Here is a 16,216-nt window from a genome sequence, read left to right as displayed (position 1 = left end):
TTAGTTTAAAGTGCTTGCTCTCCTGTATCGCTGTTTCTGATACGGTAAGCGTCGAGCACGTCATAGACGAAGATTTTTCCGTCACCAACCTGACCAGTTTTTCCTTCAGCCAGAATACAGTTGATCACAGGATCCACCAATTCCTCTACTGTGACGATTTCAATCTTTGTTCTTGGAATGTAGGCGGGCTCATAAGGTACACCTCGGTACATTTCAAGCCGGGCATGCTCCAAGCCCATCCCCTTCACTTCGTAAAAAGTGAGAAACTTCACGCCAAGCGCAGCCACACAAGAGTGGATCTGGTCAAAGCGGGAAGTCCTGATAATCGCTTCTATTTTTTTCATTTTTTCAATAGGTCTAATGGTTTTTTGAGATTATGGCATAAAACTAAACAGAAAATTAATTTATTTCCTAATCTTAGTGTTTTTTTTACCCATTAATGTGAATAGTTGTATCTATTATTCTAATTATGGTTGGAAACAGCACCTTTATTTCACAGATAGACTATCAATAATTTGAATATTAGGTCAATTATAAACCCATAGATTTTCAGGAAGCATAGTTATTCTCTTGTCCTCCTGACATAAAAACTTAATTTTGCCATCGTTTTAAGAACCTACTATGAACCAGAAACCAACTTTACTAGTACTTGCAGCCGGAATGGGAAGCCGCTATGGCGGGAATAAGCAGATCGATGGATTTGGTCCTAGCGGGGAGACTATTCTTGAGTATTCAATTTTTGATGCAATCAGAGCCGGATTCGGCAACGTAGTTTTCATCGTACGAGAGGAAATTCTCGAAGTAGCCAAAGAAAAATTTCTACCAAAACTTGAAGGCAAAATCAAAGTTGACTTTGTTATTCAATCGCTGGACAGCTTTGTTCCCGCGGAATTGAAGCAAGCTGAGCGCAAAAAGCCTTTCGGCACTGCACATGCTGTACTATGTGCAAAAGATGCAATCAAAGAACCTTTCGCTGTTATCAATGCAGATGATTTTTACGGCAAAGAAGCTTTTGATGCAATCGGTAAATTCCTAACCTCAGAAGTGAAACCAGATCTTCACGCGATGGTAGGCTATGCGATTCAGAATGTGCTTTCCGAAAATGGCACCGTGAGCCGCGGTGTTTGCGAAACCAATGAAAAAGGCCACCTAATCGGAATGGTAGAAAGAACATCTATCGCTAGAGAAGGTGACAAAATAGTCAGCAAAGGCGAAGATGAAGTATTGGAAATCGCTGAAGACACACCAGTGAGCATGAATTTCTGGGGATTCCACCAAGATGTTTTTGCAGCTATCGAAAAAATGTGGAATGAGTTTCTTCCCGCAAATCTCGAAAACCTGAAATCTGAATTCTATATCCCAACAGTAGCCAATAATCTAATTCAAGCTGATGAAGCTGCTTTTGAAATATTGGAAGGTGGAAAAATCTGGTTTGGAGTCACCTACACAGAAGATAAACCTGTGGTGATCGATTCACTGAAAAAACTTCATGACTCGGGAGATTATCCGGCTGATCTATGGAAATAAGATAAAGGAGCCGAAGCTCCTTTATCTTATTTCTCGGTATTTGTTACGCCCCTTTTTTTAGACTAAAAAATAATTTAGAAATCTTATTTAAACAAAATAATTTCAAAAACATGATACCAATTCGGTAACAAACATTCTATCTTTAGTGTTATGAGAGTCATTGCTGTGAAAACGCTTAAAGATTGGTGTGAATCGTACCCAAAAGCTAGACAGTCCTTGCTTTCATGGCATGAAGAAGTGAGCTCAGTAGATTGGGAGAGCCCGCATAACCTGAAATCCCAATTCAGAAGTGCTTCTATAATCTCAAATGAAAGAGTAATCTTCAATATCCACGGTAATAGCTTTCGTTTAATCGTTGACATTGAATACCGGCTAAAAATTGTCTTTATCGTTTGGTTTGGTACGCACAAGGAATACGATAAAATCGATGCTAAAATAATCCGCTATGTTAAAACCGATAAAAACTAACGAAGCATACGAAAAGGCACTTGATCGTGCATACGACTTGATGCAGCAAGAGTTGGAGCCTGGATCAGAGGCTTCCGATGAATTGGAGGTGCTTTCTTTATTGATCAAAGAATATGAAAATGAAAATTTTTCTATTCCAAAACCACACCCAATAGAGGCTATTAAATTTCGCTTGGAGCAATCGGGGATTTCTGAATCAGAACTTACCAAAATCCTAGGAGCTAGATCTAGAAAATCCGAGATTTTATCAGGAAAAAGAAAGCTTAGCCTTACAATGATCCGAAAACTTCATGCTACTTTAAAGATTCCTGCTTCAGTTTTAATTCAGGATTATTGATTAGAAATAATTAATACACTTGATCAAATGCCCGACGTAAGTTATGGCCTTATTGCTGGTGCACTTGAATCTGAGACTACTGAAAATGACTATTCATCAAATGATTTAAAAATCTTTGTATCTCACTTCATCTATTTCGAATTCGTATTGAATCACAAAAATCAATTATTTGACAATAGTCTTTCCATCCTCCAACGAAAAGAAAGAAACCTCAGAATCTAATCCCGAAAGTATCTTCTTTGACCGCTCTGGTCTAGCATCCGTCAAAAATATCTGTCCAAAGGTGTGCTGAGAGATTAACTTCATCAGTTGAGCAATCCTTAGGTCATCAAGTTTGTCAAAGATGTCGTCCAGTAATAAAATTGGCTTTTCGTCTTTTTCATTTTCGAAAATCTGAAACTGCGCCAATTTGAGTGCAATGATATAGGATTTCTGCTGTCCCTGACTACCAATTTTACGAATAGGGTGCTCTCCTATCATAAAGCCGAAATCATCTTTATGGATTCCCGCATTACTATTTTTGGTGATCAGATCTTTTTTCCGCAGGCTTTTGAAATAGGCAGTAAAGTCCTCCCGCAATGCCTCAGTTTCATAAATTACGCTGACTAATTCTTGCCCTTGAGAAATCTCGGAATAGTGACTTTGTAATAAGGGAGCCATTTCTGTCAGAAGCTCATTTCTCCTAGCTGAAAGTTTCACGCTAAGTTCTATTAACTCTGAATCATAATTATCCAAAAGTGTCAAATCCCGTCTTCCAGTTTCGGCGAACTTCTTCAGCAAAGCATTTCGCTGCTTTAAGAAGTGATGGTATCGAATCAATTGATCGAGGTAGGCATGATCAAGCTGGGATATCAACCCATCAAAAAATTTTCTTCGACCATCGCTCCCCCCTTTAATCAGCTCCGTGTCATCTGGAGCTATGAGGACCAAAGGAATAAGTCCTACATGTTCAGAAGTTTTAGCTAGCGCCTTCCCGTTTTGATAGATCTGCTTCTTTTTCCCCAGCTCCACTGTACACCGCACTTCCAGCTGCTTTTCTTCTGCCAATTCAAATTGCCCTTTAATCGCAAAGAAATCCTTCTCGTGTTGGACATTCAAACTATCGCTGGATTGCACTGCACTTTTGGTTAAGGACAAGTAATGAATCCCGTCCAGCACATTGGTTTTTCCACTTCCATTTAAGCCTACAAAGCAGTTTATTTCACTGGAAAATTGGAGTCGAGTCTTCTCATGATTTTTGAATTGTAAGAGTTCGAGAGACTTCAAGTGCATGAGATTGGGTAATTATTTCGCAGGGAGCCTGTTATTTAGGGCGGGTTGATTATATTTGGAACCTAAAATTAGCATATTTTCATCATTACGATATGGCAAAGAAAACTGCAGCAACGAAGTCCAAAGTAAAATATTCGAAGGAAACTTACACCTTTTGGTACGAGAGCATGCTCTTAATGAGGAGGTTTGAGGAGAAAGCGGGGCAACTTTACGGTCAGCAAAAAATCAGAGGATTCTGTCATTTATATATTGGTCAGGAAGCTTGTGCTTCTGGAGCTATTTCTGCTTTGACCAAAGACGACAAGTGGATTACTGCTTATCGCTGTCACGCTCACCCACTGGGATTAGGTACTGATCCTGGAGCTATCATGGCTGAACTTTATGGCAAAGCAACTGGAACTACTAAAGGTAAAGGTGGTTCTATGCACATTTTCGATAAAGAGAAAAACTTCATGGGAGGTCACGGAATCGTAGGAGCACAAATTCCTATGGGACTTGGAATGGGTTTCGCAGAAAAATATAAAGGCACTAAAAACCTGGCAATTTGCTACATGGGTGATGGTGCGGTACGTCAAGGAGCTTTTCACGAAGCATTAAACTTGGCGATGCTTTACAAAACTCCAGTGATTTTCGTAATCGAAAACAATGGCTATGCAATGGGTACGGCAGTGAAGAGATCATCTAACGTGGAAGACCTTTCTACATTGGGAGAATCTTACGACATGCCATCTTTTGCAGTTGACGGAATGAATGTAGAAGCCGTACATGAAGCAGTAGCAGAAGCAGCAGATCGAGCAAGAAGAGGCGATGGGCCAACTTTGCTTGAAATGAGAACATATCGATACAAAGGACACTCCATGTCCGATCCTCAGAAATACAGAACCAAAGAAGAGGTAGAGGAATACAAGCAGCGTGATCCTATGGAGCAAGTGCTAGCTACGATCAAAGAAAATAATATCCTCAGCGAAGAAGAAATCGAGGAAATAGTCAAAGGCGTAAAACAAAAGGTAACAGACGCGGTGAAATTTGCTGAAGAATCGCCTTGGCCAGACGGACAGGATGCTTTCAAGGATGTTTACATCCAGGAAGACTATCCTTTTGTAATGGAATAAATCAAGAAAACATAAGGTCTTAAAAGCCATGAAGACAGAAAGCTTTCATGGCTTTTTTATTGGGCTTTGTGGAAATTATAAAAACCGTATATTTGCGACTGAAATTTGAGTAGCATGGCAACAAAACAAACTAAAAGAGCAAACCAGGAGCATCACAATGATATATTGGAAGATCCTTCCGAGATAGCATCAAGATTAGGTCGAGGTGAGGCTTTTTTAAAGCAGAATAGTAAAATACTAGCTGGCGTATTGATAGCAGCAGTGATTTTGATTGGAGGAATTCTATTTTTCCAGATCAACACACAAAACCAAAATGTGAAAGCACAGAAGGAGATGTTCCAAGCAGTGTATTTCTACGAGCAAGATAGTGTTCAGCTTGCCTTGAATGGCGACGGTATCAATGCTGGCTTTCTTAGCATCGTAGATGACTATCCAAGAACAGATGCAGCAAATCTTGCCCATTTTTACATTGGTTCAATCTATCTTTCTGAGAGAAAATACGAAGAAGCAATCACTGAATTGGAGCAATTTTCAGCAGATGACTTTTTGGTACAGGCAAAAGCTTACACTCTCATTGGAGACGCCAATATGGAGCTTGGCAACCTAGATAATGCTATCTCCAGCTATAAAAAAGCGGCTGAATACGATGAAAACAAGTATTTCACTCCTAAGTATTTGACCAAACTTGCTATTGCATACGAAGCAGCAGGTAAAATCCCTGAAGCAATCGCTGCCTATGGTGAGATCGAAGACACTTATTTCGAATCGTTCGAATTTTCTACTGCTCGAAAACATAAAGCTCGCTTAGAAGGTCTTGCCTCTAAGTAATGCTTTCTTGAATAGCATACTAAGAAGAGTAAGGCCCTGTGGTCTTACTCTTTTTTTGTTTATTCCATTCCTATTTCCCAAAACTTTGCTTTTCCAGAATTACCCGAGTCAATAAGATTAAAATCTTGGCTTTTCGTGCCTATTTCTTGCTTCTTGATTCTTAAATCTAAAACTTTAAAAGTTATCTTATATGGCAACTTCCCTAAAAAGCCTCAGCACACATTCCTCCAAAAACTTAAAGGATATCAGCAAAAAGACTTTTGGAATCATCGTATCCGAATGGAATGAAGATGTGACCGAAGCACTCTATTCCGGTGCCTACCAGACACTTTTGGAAAATGGTGCTAAAAAAGAAAATATCATCCGCAAAAATGTGCCAGGTTCATTTGAGCTCACACTGGCCGCCCAGTGGCTAGCTCAAGAAGAAAGCATCAACGCGGTGATCTGCCTTGGCTGCGTGATCCAAGGAGAGACCAAGCACTTTGACTTTATCTGCGATGCGGTTGCTCATGGCATTACCAATGTTGCTTTGAAATATAATAAGCCGGTGATTTTCGGAGTATTGACACCAAATACGCAACAACAAGCCATGGATCGTGCTGGAGGAAAGCACGGCAACAAAGGCGATGAAGCCGCAATCACTGCTGTGAAAATGCTTGGATTCTAAGACAAAAACCTAATAACCCTTTAATCATAGACCCTATGAAATCAAGCATGACTCAAGTGTCACATATAGGAACAATTATGTGCCATGCGAGATTCCATATGGCCATTAAAAAAACAATCATAAGCATATGAAAATCATGAAATTTGGAGGCACTTCTGTGGGCCGTCCAGAACGCATGCACCAGGTAAAAGACCTGATCACCAGTGGTGATGAATCAAAAATCGTAGTTCTTTCTGCTCTTTCAGGCACTACCAATTCCTTGGTGAGCATTGGCGAGGCATTAGCTGCTGCTGACAAAGTACTCGCTAAAGCAAGAATCGATGAGCTCCATGCACATTACAACCAATTTTATCCTCAGCTATTGAAGTCAGGCTTAGCTAGGGAAAAAGCCCAAGAAATCATCAAAGAACATTTCGAATTCCTAAATATCTTATTGAAAATCTCCTTCAATGAAGCTATCAATCGCGATATTCTAGCTCAGGGAGAATTGCTTTCTACAAAGCTATTTCACACGCTTCTGGAAGAACTGGAGATTCCAGCCGTATTTCTATCTGCATTTGATTTCATGAGTATAGATGAAAATTCAGAACCAGAATTGCAAAAAATCTCAGATCGCCTGAAGGCAATTCTTGCCCAGCATCCGGACGATACTATTTTTATCACTCAGGGATTTATTTGCAAAAACCACCTGAATGAAGTTGATAACTTGAAGCGTGGCGGAAGCGATTATACTGCCTCATTGGTAGCGGCAGCAATTCAAGCCACAGCCTGTGAGATCTGGACTGATATAGACGGGATGCATAACAATGATCCTAGGATCGTTGATAAAACGCGGCCAATTGCAGAGATGTCATTTGACGAGGCTGCCGAGCTCGCCTACTTTGGAGCTAAAATCCTCCACCCCTCATCCATCTGGCCTGCTCAGCAATTCAACGTACCGGTGAAACTGCTCAATACCATGCAGCCAAAAGCTCACGGTACGCTGATCAAAGCAGAAGTAGCATCGGTGGGTGTAAAAGCTATTGCTGCCAAAGATGGCATCACAGCCATCAAAATCAAATCCAGTCGCATGCTTTTAGCTTACGGATTCTTGAGAAAGGTATTTGAGATCTTTGAGAAGTATAAAACTCCAATTGATATGATCACCACTTCCGAAGTGGCTGTATCAGTCACCATTGACGATTTAAGTCACTTGGAGCATATTTTGGAAGAGCTACGTACGTTCTGTAGTGTGGAAATCGATCGAGATCAGACGATCATCTGTATCGTAGGTAATATGGTTTCGGAAAGCAAAGGCGCAATTCAATCCGTCATCGATGCACTGATAGAATATCCTGTTAGGATGGTTTCATTTGGTGGAAGTCGTCACAATGTTTCCGTTCTGGTGGATTCCAAGTTCAAAAAAGAAGCACTTCAAAGTCTAAATCAAGACTTATTTACTTGGTAAATAAAATAGCCGGCCTAGTGCCGGCTATTTTATTTAGACTGATTCATATTACTTTTGGGGGATGCCAACAGAAAACGATAAGCCAAGCTTTCTTCAACGACTACAAACCAAGTGGAAATTGGATAGTCTGCTTCAGGTTGTTTTGGTTTTGGTTGTTTTTGCCTGCACTGGATTAACCATACTTTTTATCAAGAACCCAATTTTGGACTTTTTTGGAGTTGAAAAAGGGGGCTTCCTCAACACCTTACTTTATTTACTTTTAGTTCTGCCACTTTACCAGATTTTCCTTTTAGTCTATGGCTTTATTTTCGGCCAGTTTAACTTCTTCTGGGAAAAGGAAAAGCAGATTTTCAGAAGGATTGCAGGAATATTTTCTAAAAAGAAGTAAAAGCCGAAATAACTTTTACTAACTTATCACGTTAGTAAATTGAACAAATATGATTCTATCATTTGGATCAAAAGAAACTGAGAAGATTTGGAATGGTATCAGAGTGAAAAAACTCCCTCCAGAAATTCAGCAAACCGGTCGAAGAAAATTAAGAATGCTGAATAACTCGCATGAAATCGGAGATTTGCTTATACCTCCTTCCAATCGTTTAGAAAAGCTAGCGGGGAATTTCGCTGGGTACTACAGTATTCGAATTAATATTCAATGGCGAATAATTTTCAAGTGGGAAAACGGAAACTCAACACAGGTAGAAATAGTAGATTATCATTAATACAATGGAAAAATTAGCAAACATACACCCGGGAGAAGTTTTGAATTTGGAATTTTTGGAGCCGTTAAATATCACTGCTTATCGATTGTCTAAAGACCTAAATATACCTCAAACTAGAATTTCAGAGATTATCAAAGGCAATCGTCGAATCACAGCAGATACAGCTCTCAGACTGAGTAAATATTTCGGAAATTCAGCTAAATTCTGGCTTGGAATACAAAACGACTATGATATCGAAGAAGAAGGGACACAAAAAGAAAAAGAACTTAATGACATAAAGCACTTCGAAGAAAAGGATGTCGCTTAGCTTGCAGATCAAGAAATCCTACTCCAATTGACAGCACTCTTCTTCTGTTGCTTTACCTGCCTTAGCACGGGTGCATTTTCTGGCATAGCCAATCCTGGATCTACAGCCAACAATTGCTGGACAGCATCTCTCGCCAAAGTCAATATCTGGGCGTCCTTGCTCAGATCAGCAATCAGCAAATCCGTAATCCCACTTTGCTGGGTTCCCATCAAATCTCCTGGACCACGCAAACGCAAATCCACATCTGCGATTTCGAATCCATCATTTGTACGAACCATCGTCTCCAATCTAACCCGAGAATCCTTAGAAAGCTCATACTTGGTCATCAGAACACAATAACTCTGCTCTGCACCTCTTCCTACTCTTCCGCGCAACTGATGTAGCTGGGATAGCCCAAACCGCTCTGCATTCTCTATGATCATCACCGATGCATTGGGAACATTGACGCCCACCTCGATTACTGTGGTCGCGACCATTATTTTGGTTTCTCCCTTCACGAAGCGCTGCATCTCATATTCCTTTGCATCAGCCTTCATACTACCGTTCACGATGCTAATCGGGTAGTTGGGAAAAGCACGGGAAATACTTTCGTAGCCATCCATTACATTTTTCAAATCCATTTTTTCGGATTCTTCGATGAGGGGATAGACGATGTAAACTTGCCTGCCTTTTTTGATTTCCGTATTGATAAAGCCAAAAACTTTTAGTCGGTCTTTGTCGAAACGATGTACAGTCTGGATTGGCTTGCGTCCAGCAGGCATCTCATCGATCACAGACACATCCAAATCCCCATAAAGCGTCATCGCCAGCGTCCTTGGAATTGGTGTAGCTGTCATGACCAATACATGAGGGATAAATTCTTCATTCTTTGCCCAAAGTCTGGCCCGCTGAGCCACTCCGAAACGGTGCTGTTCATCAACGATTGCCAATGCCAAGTTTTGGAACTGAACGATATCTTCCAAAAGGGCATGGGTACCGATCAAAATCTTCAATTCTCCGGATTGCAGTTCTTCGTGAATCAACCTTCGGACAGATTTCTTGGTGGAGCCCGTCAACAGGGCCACTTTCAACCCCATCATATCTGCAAATTCCTTCAATCCTGAATAATGCTGCGTCGCCAAAATCTCCGTCGGAGCCATCAAACATGCTTGTGCTCCAGAGCTGATTGCTATCAAAGCACAGATAAAAGCCACCATAGTCTTTCCACTACCTACATCACCCTGGATCAGGCGGTTCATCTGTTTGCCAGATTTCAAATCATTATAAGCCTCCCGGATTACCCGCTTCTGTGCGTTGGTTAGCTCGAAAGGAATATGATTGGTATAAAACTCAGTGAGTAATTCTGTATTGTTCAGTATCTGACCGTGAAACTTCTCTGTCCTGGCTACTTTCAGCATGAGCAGACGGAGCTGCAAATAGAAGAATTCTTCAAATTTCAAGCGCTTTCTGGCTCTTTGCAAAAGAGTTGGCTCTGTAGGGAAATGAATCTGGCGTATTGCTTCCTTTTTCTCAATCAGCTGATATTGCCTCAAAATCTCAGCGGATAGGCTCTCTTGAATATGGGGAAAGCAAACTTGCACCAATTGCTCCATGATTTTGGAAATCCCTTTGGAATCCAAAAATCTGGCTCTTAGCTTTTCTGTCGTAGAATATATTGGCTGAAAATTATTTCTTTTCTCATTGGCCGTGGTCAGTGGTTCCATCTCAGGATGCGCGATGCTCCATTTTCTGCCAAACTGGGCAGGTTTTCCCAAAAAAACATAAGCTGCACCCGGAGCTATGTTCTTTTGTACCCAAGCTATACCTTTGAACCAGGTCATTTCCATCTCACCGGTTTCATCGGCGACATGAGCTACGAGCCGCTTTTTATTGCCCATGCCCACGAGCTCTACCTTGCGGATTTTGGCAATTATCTGCACAGACTCCATATCTGAATGAAGCTCTCGGATCTTAAAAAATTTGGTTCTGTCTTCGTAGCGAAAAGGATAATGCTGTAGCAATTCCCCGAAGGTGAAAATATTCAACTCCTTGTTGATCAGAGCGGCCCGCTGCGGACCAACTCCTTTGAGAAATTCTATCTTGGTGTCAAAAAAACCGGGCAAGGAAAATTGATTTTAGGGAAAAGACAAATTAAACCCACTCTGCCCAATTGCCAATAAAAAATGTCTGGAATTGCTGAAATCAATTTCAGGATTGCGTGACAGATTTCCAGATTTTTTCCAAATCTGGTTTAGTTGCCTGAAGGCTTTGCAGCAAAATCATCTGGTTTTTTGCCCTATGAAAATTCTGATCTGGATACTCCACCTTGTAATACACATTGCCTTGAAGGTGATCGGTAAAAAAACGCAGTCCCATAATGCAGGTCATTACTTCTCCGGCAAGGAGAAATGATCTGGTTTCCTCCCGTGTAGCCAGCGATTTCACTCCTGCCCAATAGCCCTTAAGCAGTTGCTCAAATACTGGAATTTCAAGTTTGATGGCCTCCCAATTTTGGCTGGTTTCTGGCGCAGAACAGGCAACGGTCCGTACCAAATCGCCAAAATCGTACATTAGATATCCACCCATCAGCGTATCCAAATCCACAAGTGCCTCTACTTTGGAGAGATCACTTGAAAGAATCAGGTTGTTGATTTTGGTGTCGTTGTGCGTCAATCGATCTGGCAAGACAGCTTGATATTCTTTGTATTCAGCGATAAGGTCACTTTGTCCTAAGTAGAAATCCAATACTTTCTGATCTTCAGCCGGAAGATTTCCTTTGTCGTTTGCGACCTCCTGAAGCTTTGCATAGCGCAAATCCAATCGGTGAAAATTTGGAATAGACTCCTGGAGCTGATTAGTTTCGACTACTTTTCCCCATTCTGCAAAAACCCCGTAAGCCTTTGCCGCCAAATATGCCTGCTCTAATGCTGTAATTTCTTGAATAGTTCGTCCAGATACGAATTCAAACAATCGAAATAACTTCCCATTCCATTCTGTAATCAACTTTTTATCCGAATTAAGAATGGGCAAAGGCAACTGGAATTGCAGTAGCTTTTCATCGCCTAGGGATTTGACCAGGCGCTGATTATGTGATATTCGGTCTGGATATGGAAACACACCGTTATTGAATTCCTGCAAAATGAATTTCAAATCTCCAGCTTCTATCAAATAGGTTCCGTGGATCAAACCTGCTCCAAAGGTTTGGAACTCAAAGTTTTCGAATGAATTAAACCTGTAATTGGCGAGTATACCAGCAATGTGTTCCTTAATCATGTCCCAAAGCTATAGTATCGCAGGCAAAACCGAATTATTAGGCCCAAAAAAACCGACCATATACATCGGTTTTAATAGTATGATATTCACAATTAGTCATTTTGATAAACTCTCAGGAAGCCATCACCCTCAGAACTTACAATTAACAAAGGCTTTCCATTTGGCCTCTCCTCCGCAGAGATAAATAGTTCTCCTTCCGGGGCATCACCTGTTTCCAGCACTTGTTCAAAACTGAAAACATATTGAATTCATATTAAAATCAATCCGTCCAAACAAAAGAAATCTCATTTCCATACATTTTATTTTGAAATTGACTGAATACCGTAATTTCTGATTAAACTTCTGAGTCAGACTTTTTCCCATTTGACAGAAAATAAATACATTAGCAAAATTTATTATTTAAGTTGAAGGTATTTTCAAAAAAATATTAAAGAATTCATTAACCCCAATACGCTATGAATGTAACCTCCATTGACTGGGCGATCATTGCCGCTTTCTTTGTCATCTCCCTATTGATAGGGCTTTATACATCGAAAAAAGCTGGTTCCTCTGCCAAGGAATTTTTCCTTTCCGGTAGAAATATGCCGTGGTGGTTATTAGGTGTTTCTATGGTTGCGACTACTTTCTCTGCGGACACGCCGAACTTGGTGACAGATATCGTTCGTAAAAATGGTGTTGCAGGTAACTGGGCATGGTGGGCATTCTTGCTGACGGGTATGCTTACCGTATTTGTCTATGCCAAACTATGGAGAAGATCTGAAGTGACGACCGACTTAGAATTCTACGAATTAAGATACTCAGGCAAAGGCGCAGCTTTTTTGAGAGCCTTTCGAGCCATATATCTAGGCGTATTCTTCAATGTAGTGATTATGGCAACCGTCTCTCTAGCAGCTATCAAAATCGGCGGCGTCATGCTAGGATTAACACCAATTCAGACTTTGCTGATTGCGTCTATCGTCACGGTCGTTTACAGCTCTCTTGGTGGATTAAAAGGAGTATTGCTAACTGACTTCTTCCAGTTTTTCATTGCGATGATAGGATCATTTGGGGCAGCATACTTTATCATTGACCTTCCTGAGATTGGAAGTTTAAACAATCTTTTGACTCACGAGAATGTGGCTGACAAGCTAAACTTTCTTCCTGATTTCTCCGATCCCAACGCATACATCCCGCTTTTCTTGATGCCAATCGCTATTCAGTGGTGGGCCACCTGGTATCCAGGTGCTGAGCCTGGAGGAGGTGGATACATAGCGCAGCGTATGCTTTCTGCCAAAGATGAAAAGAATGCAATAGGAGCAACTTTGTTTTTCAACATCGCTCATTACGCGATGCGTCCTTGGCCGTGGATTTTGATTGCACTTTCATCCCTGATCATTTTCCCAAATATCTCTGATTTACAAACGGCTTTCCCAAATATTCCCGTAGATAAACTAGGCGACGATTTGGCTTATTCAGCCATGCTCACCTTTCTCCCAACAGGTTTGATTGGCATTGTGCTAGCTTCGCTCATAGCAGCTGTCATGTCCACTCTTTCTACGCACTTGAACTGGGGATCGTCTTATATCGTGAATGATTTCTACCTGAGATTCATGAAGCCAGAGGCTTCAGACAAGGAATTAGTAGCTGTCGGAAGAATCTCTACCGTGGTGCTTATGATGCTGTCTGCAATCTTGGCATTAGCCCTTTCCAGTGCATTGGATGCATTTAACATTCTCCTTCAAATCGGTGCTGGAACAGGCCTAATCTTTATCCTAAGATGGTTTTGGTGGAGAATTAACGCCTACACAGAAATCTCAGCTATGGCGATTTCATTCGTTGTGGCCATCTTCTTTGAAGTGGTCAATCCTAAAGTAAATTGGATAATGATCCCAGAAAACCAAGCATACCTGAAGCTAATCTATAGTGTCAGCATTACTACTATTGGTTGGTTGATCGTTACGTTCATGACTGCTCCAGAAAAAGACGAGGTATTACTTTCCTTCTATAGAAAGGTAACTCCGGCAGCTTTTGGTTGGAAAAAAGTACTTGATAGATATCCAACCGAAAAGCAAGTCATTGGTCAATTACCGAAAGAAATCGGCTTGATGATGATAGGATCGGTGATGGTCTATGCAGCTTTATTCTCTACAGGATTCTTCATTTACGGAAATATGATGGCAGGATTCATCGCTGGAGCCATTGCCTTGGTTGGAGGAATCATCATTATCCGATCCTGGAAAAAGCTGAGTTAATCAACAAATTTTACTGAATTCATCAAGTGAGCCATGTCCTCCTTGATGAATTCTATAACAGGAGCAAGAGAATCATTTTTCATCGCTGTATCGAAATATAAAGCACCTCGAAGGAAATTTTTCGTGGAGTCAGTTACAAAAAACTGAAACTGTGTAGGCACTTCGCCTGTAAGTTCTGCTACCACCCCTGTATAACCTTCGGGAGTTAAGAGAACTGCTTCCTCGATACCATAAGCTTTCACTTGATGCTGTGATGTTAGGCGAAAAGCATCATTGGATAATTGTCTAAAATTGACCTTATCCCCATCGATTCGCTTATAGGTCAAATGCACTTTTGCACCAAAATCCGAATAGTTTAAATTGATCCAAGCTTCCTCAGCTAGATTAAAAGAATCCGCTTCGACTCTAGAATAACTAGAATAGTCGATTTGATATGGATATCCCTCAGACAGTCTCTCGAAAGCATGGGTTGGCAAATCAATACGGTTATAACCAGTTGGTTTTGGCAAATAAGTCTCATCACAACCTACCATACCAACTAACAATAATCCGATCCACAATTTTTTTAACATTGTTTAAAATTAGGCAAAGTGTTTGATTTGGTTTGGGAATACTTGAAATTTAAGAAAATAACCAACCTCTATTCAAATGAAAAAAGTACTTCAATTTCTCTCAGGCAGCATACTAGTTGCCATTTTTATGTTGGCTTCTACAGCCGTTTCTGCACAGACTACGAAAGACGAGTTCCTTAGCAAATGGCAAAACAGTAAGCAATTCACACTAGATGTCCTGGATAAAATGCCGGACTCAGGCATGGATTACAAAACTGATCCTGCAGCCATGTCTTTTAAAGAGCAGATCCATCACGTTGGAAATGCTATCGTGGGAATTTCACAAGGATTCCTAAAAGGAGGTGATCCTGGATTCACCATTGATGTTGCCACGGCTTCTAAGGCTGATCTGGCTGCTTATGTAGGAAAATGCTACGACTACGGCACAGCCACCATGAAAGCGCTTTCGGATGCTGATGCTGGAGAGTCTATTGAAGTATTTGGCAACAATGTAAGCAGACGGCAGGTGATGGCCTTACTAATGGATCACTCCACACATCACAGAGGCGCCGCTATAGCTTACCTGAGAGCAGAAGGAGTGGAACCGCCGGCTTTCGTGGGCTTCTAAACAAAATATTTATAAAAAAGCGGCAATGATTAATTTCATTGCCGCTTTTTTATGAAATAATTATTCTCTGATCCAAGCTACTTTTTCATCCATACTTTCTCTTTTGCCTTCTGGCCAAGTATCTGATGCTGGCTTTGCCACATAGAAAAAGCCCATCAACGCATCTTCTCCTTCTAAGCCAAAATCTTCTCTTGCCTCTTGCCAGAAAGTTGGCCCCCCGGTTCCCCAATATGCTGCAAGTCCATGAGCAGAAGCAGTTAAATACATATTTTGAACGGCCATCGAGACTGCTGCTATCTCTTCCATCAAAGGAATGCCCTCAGATCTTTTTAAAATAATAGCGATCATATGGGATGCTTTCAGTGGCTGCTGCTTAAATTTCTCATACGTAGCTTCCAGAAAAGGAGTCCCATTCTTCTCCGCGCGACTCTTATACATGTCAGCCTGATAGTCCGCAAACTTCTTCAAACCATCTCCAGTATATACTATAAATCTCCATGGCTGAGTTAATTTGTGAGTGGGAGCCCAACGTGCATTTTCTAACAGTTCTTCAATGATGGCATCGTCCACAGGGTCATTTTCTTTGAACTGAGCTGCAAACATGGATCTACGTCCACGGATAATTTTATTTACTTCTTCGATGTTGAAATCGGGCTTTTGCATAAAAAAGAGTAGTGTTTAATTCTAGTAGTGAATGAGATTAAGGCATATTAATCGACAAAAGTTTCCTTTATCACAGATTTACATTTTCTTATTTCTGACTGTGTCAATTTATCAAACACCTTGATAATCCTGGAGCGATCAATTGTCCGCAGTTGATCAATGGCTATCATTCCTCTGTATATATTTCCTACGCACTTAAAAAAAACC

The 16,216-nt window shown here is 40.9% G+C and carries 19 protein-coding genes; 12 read left to right on the top strand and 7 right to left on the bottom strand.

Annotated elements, in window-relative coordinates; genetic code table 11:
• Positions 1 to 5 precede the first annotated feature (5 nt).
• Positions 6 to 344 carry a P-II family nitrogen regulator gene (locus tag U3A58_RS03640; RefSeq protein ID WP_323822028.1) on the bottom strand — a complete coding sequence of 113 codons (339 nt, stop codon included), beginning with the start codon at positions 342 to 344 and terminating at the stop codon, positions 6 to 8.
• Positions 345 to 621: 277 nt separating this feature from the next.
• On the opposite strand from U3A58_RS03640, the gene U3A58_RS03635 reads away from it, so the two are divergent.
• The 3 genes from U3A58_RS03635 (at position 622) to U3A58_RS03625 (ending at position 2,332) form a co-directional block, all read left to right on the top strand.
• Positions 622 to 1,527, top strand: a complete 906-nt coding sequence (locus U3A58_RS03635; protein WP_323822027.1) for a nucleotidyltransferase family protein — start codon at positions 622 to 624, stop codon at positions 1,525 to 1,527.
• Between the two features lie 150 nt (positions 1,528 to 1,677).
• On the top strand, positions 1,678 to 1,995 hold the full coding sequence (locus U3A58_RS03630; RefSeq protein ID WP_323822026.1) for a type II toxin-antitoxin system HigB family toxin: 318 nt from the start codon (positions 1,678 to 1,680) through the stop codon (positions 1,993 to 1,995).
• Entirely contained in the window at positions 1,973 to 2,332 is a 360-nt protein-coding gene (locus tag U3A58_RS03625; protein WP_323822025.1) for a helix-turn-helix domain-containing protein, read from the top strand. Before U3A58_RS03630 ends, U3A58_RS03625 begins: the two co-directional genes overlap by 23 nt.
• Before the next feature lie 165 nt (positions 2,333 to 2,497).
• On the opposite strand, the gene recF is transcribed toward U3A58_RS03625, so the two are convergent.
• On the bottom strand, positions 2,498 to 3,604 hold the full coding sequence (gene recF, locus U3A58_RS03620; RefSeq protein ID WP_323822024.1) for a DNA replication/repair protein RecF: 1,107 nt from the start codon (positions 3,602 to 3,604) through the stop codon (positions 2,498 to 2,500).
• 92 nt (positions 3,605 to 3,696) lie between these two features.
• Here recF and pdhA point away from each other — a divergent pair, with 92 nt between their 5' ends.
• The 7 genes from pdhA to U3A58_RS03585 all read left to right on the top strand — a co-directional run bounded on the left by pdhA (position 3,697) and on the right by U3A58_RS03585 (position 8,684).
• The gene (gene pdhA, locus U3A58_RS03615; protein WP_323822023.1) at positions 3,697 to 4,716 is read left to right on the top strand and encodes a pyruvate dehydrogenase (acetyl-transferring) E1 component subunit alpha; all 1,020 of its coding nucleotides are present in this window, start codon (positions 3,697 to 3,699) and stop codon (positions 4,714 to 4,716) included.
• Between the two features lie 114 nt (positions 4,717 to 4,830).
• On the top strand, positions 4,831 to 5,544 hold the full coding sequence (locus U3A58_RS03610; RefSeq protein ID WP_323822022.1) for a tetratricopeptide repeat protein: 714 nt from the start codon (positions 4,831 to 4,833) through the stop codon (positions 5,542 to 5,544).
• A gap of 190 nt (positions 5,545 to 5,734) precedes the next feature.
• Positions 5,735 to 6,211, top strand: a complete 477-nt coding sequence (gene ribH, locus U3A58_RS03605; RefSeq protein ID WP_323822021.1) for a 6,7-dimethyl-8-ribityllumazine synthase — start codon at positions 5,735 to 5,737, stop codon at positions 6,209 to 6,211.
• Positions 6,212 to 6,338: 127 nt separating this feature from the next.
• Positions 6,339 to 7,658, top strand: a complete 1,320-nt coding sequence (locus tag U3A58_RS03600) for an aspartate kinase (RefSeq protein WP_323822020.1) — start codon at positions 6,339 to 6,341, stop codon at positions 7,656 to 7,658.
• Positions 7,659 to 7,719: 61 nt separating this feature from the next.
• Positions 7,720 to 8,046 (top strand): DUF6787 family protein, encoded by a 327-nt coding sequence (locus U3A58_RS03595; protein ID WP_323822019.1) that lies wholly within the window; start codon positions 7,720 to 7,722, stop codon positions 8,044 to 8,046.
• A gap of 49 nt (positions 8,047 to 8,095) precedes the next feature.
• A complete protein-coding gene (locus U3A58_RS03590) occupies positions 8,096 to 8,377 on the top strand; it encodes a type II toxin-antitoxin system RelE/ParE family toxin (protein ID WP_323822018.1) in 282 nt (93 codons plus the stop codon).
• Between the two features lie 4 nt (positions 8,378 to 8,381).
• Positions 8,382 to 8,684 carry a HigA family addiction module antitoxin gene (locus tag U3A58_RS03585; RefSeq protein ID WP_323822017.1) on the top strand — a complete coding sequence of 101 codons (303 nt, stop codon included), beginning with the start codon at positions 8,382 to 8,384 and terminating at the stop codon, positions 8,682 to 8,684.
• 8 nt (positions 8,685 to 8,692) lie between these two features.
• On the opposite strand, the gene recG is transcribed toward U3A58_RS03585, so the two are convergent.
• On the bottom strand, positions 8,693 to 10,786 hold the full coding sequence (gene recG / locus U3A58_RS03580) for an ATP-dependent DNA helicase RecG (protein ID WP_323822016.1): 2,094 nt from the start codon (positions 10,784 to 10,786) through the stop codon (positions 8,693 to 8,695).
• Between the two features lie 85 nt (positions 10,787 to 10,871).
• Positions 10,872 to 11,936: a phosphotransferase enzyme family protein gene (locus U3A58_RS03575; RefSeq protein ID WP_323822015.1), complete on the bottom strand. Its 1,065-nt coding sequence runs from the start codon at positions 11,934 to 11,936 to the stop codon at positions 10,872 to 10,874.
• Positions 11,937 to 12,391: 455 nt separating this feature from the next.
• On the opposite strand from U3A58_RS03575, the gene U3A58_RS03570 reads away from it, so the two are divergent.
• Entirely contained in the window at positions 12,392 to 14,167 is a 1,776-nt protein-coding gene (locus U3A58_RS03570) for a sodium:solute symporter family protein (RefSeq protein WP_323822014.1), read from the top strand.
• Here the strand turns inward: U3A58_RS03570 and gldD are convergent.
• Complete coding sequence (gene gldD, locus U3A58_RS03565; RefSeq protein ID WP_323822013.1) at positions 14,164 to 14,739, bottom strand: gliding motility lipoprotein GldD; 576 nt, start codon at positions 14,737 to 14,739, stop codon at positions 14,164 to 14,166. The two genes, U3A58_RS03570 and gldD, sit on opposite strands and share 4 nt — an antisense overlap.
• 76 nt (positions 14,740 to 14,815) lie before the next feature.
• On the opposite strand from gldD, the gene U3A58_RS03560 reads away from it, so the two are divergent.
• On the top strand, positions 14,816 to 15,346 hold the full coding sequence (locus tag U3A58_RS03560; RefSeq protein WP_323822012.1) for a DinB family protein: 531 nt from the start codon (positions 14,816 to 14,818) through the stop codon (positions 15,344 to 15,346).
• Between the two features lie 60 nt (positions 15,347 to 15,406).
• On the opposite strand, the gene U3A58_RS03555 is transcribed toward U3A58_RS03560, so the two are convergent.
• Positions 15,407 to 16,009 (bottom strand): nitroreductase family protein, encoded by a 603-nt coding sequence (locus tag U3A58_RS03555; RefSeq protein WP_323822011.1) that lies wholly within the window; start codon positions 16,007 to 16,009, stop codon positions 15,407 to 15,409.
• A gap of 47 nt (positions 16,010 to 16,056) precedes the next feature.
• The gene (locus U3A58_RS03550) at positions 16,057 to 16,179 is read right to left on the bottom strand and encodes a hypothetical protein (protein ID WP_323822010.1); all 123 of its coding nucleotides are present in this window, start codon (positions 16,177 to 16,179) and stop codon (positions 16,057 to 16,059) included.
• Positions 16,180 to 16,216 lie beyond the last annotated feature (37 nt).

It is taken from the genome of Algoriphagus persicinus (genome assembly GCF_035156415.1).
Taxonomy (GTDB): domain Bacteria; phylum Bacteroidota; class Bacteroidia; order Cytophagales; family Cyclobacteriaceae; genus Algoriphagus; species Algoriphagus persicinus.
Note: the sequence above shows the minus strand (reverse complement) of the source record. Positions and strands in the feature narration are given on the sequence as shown.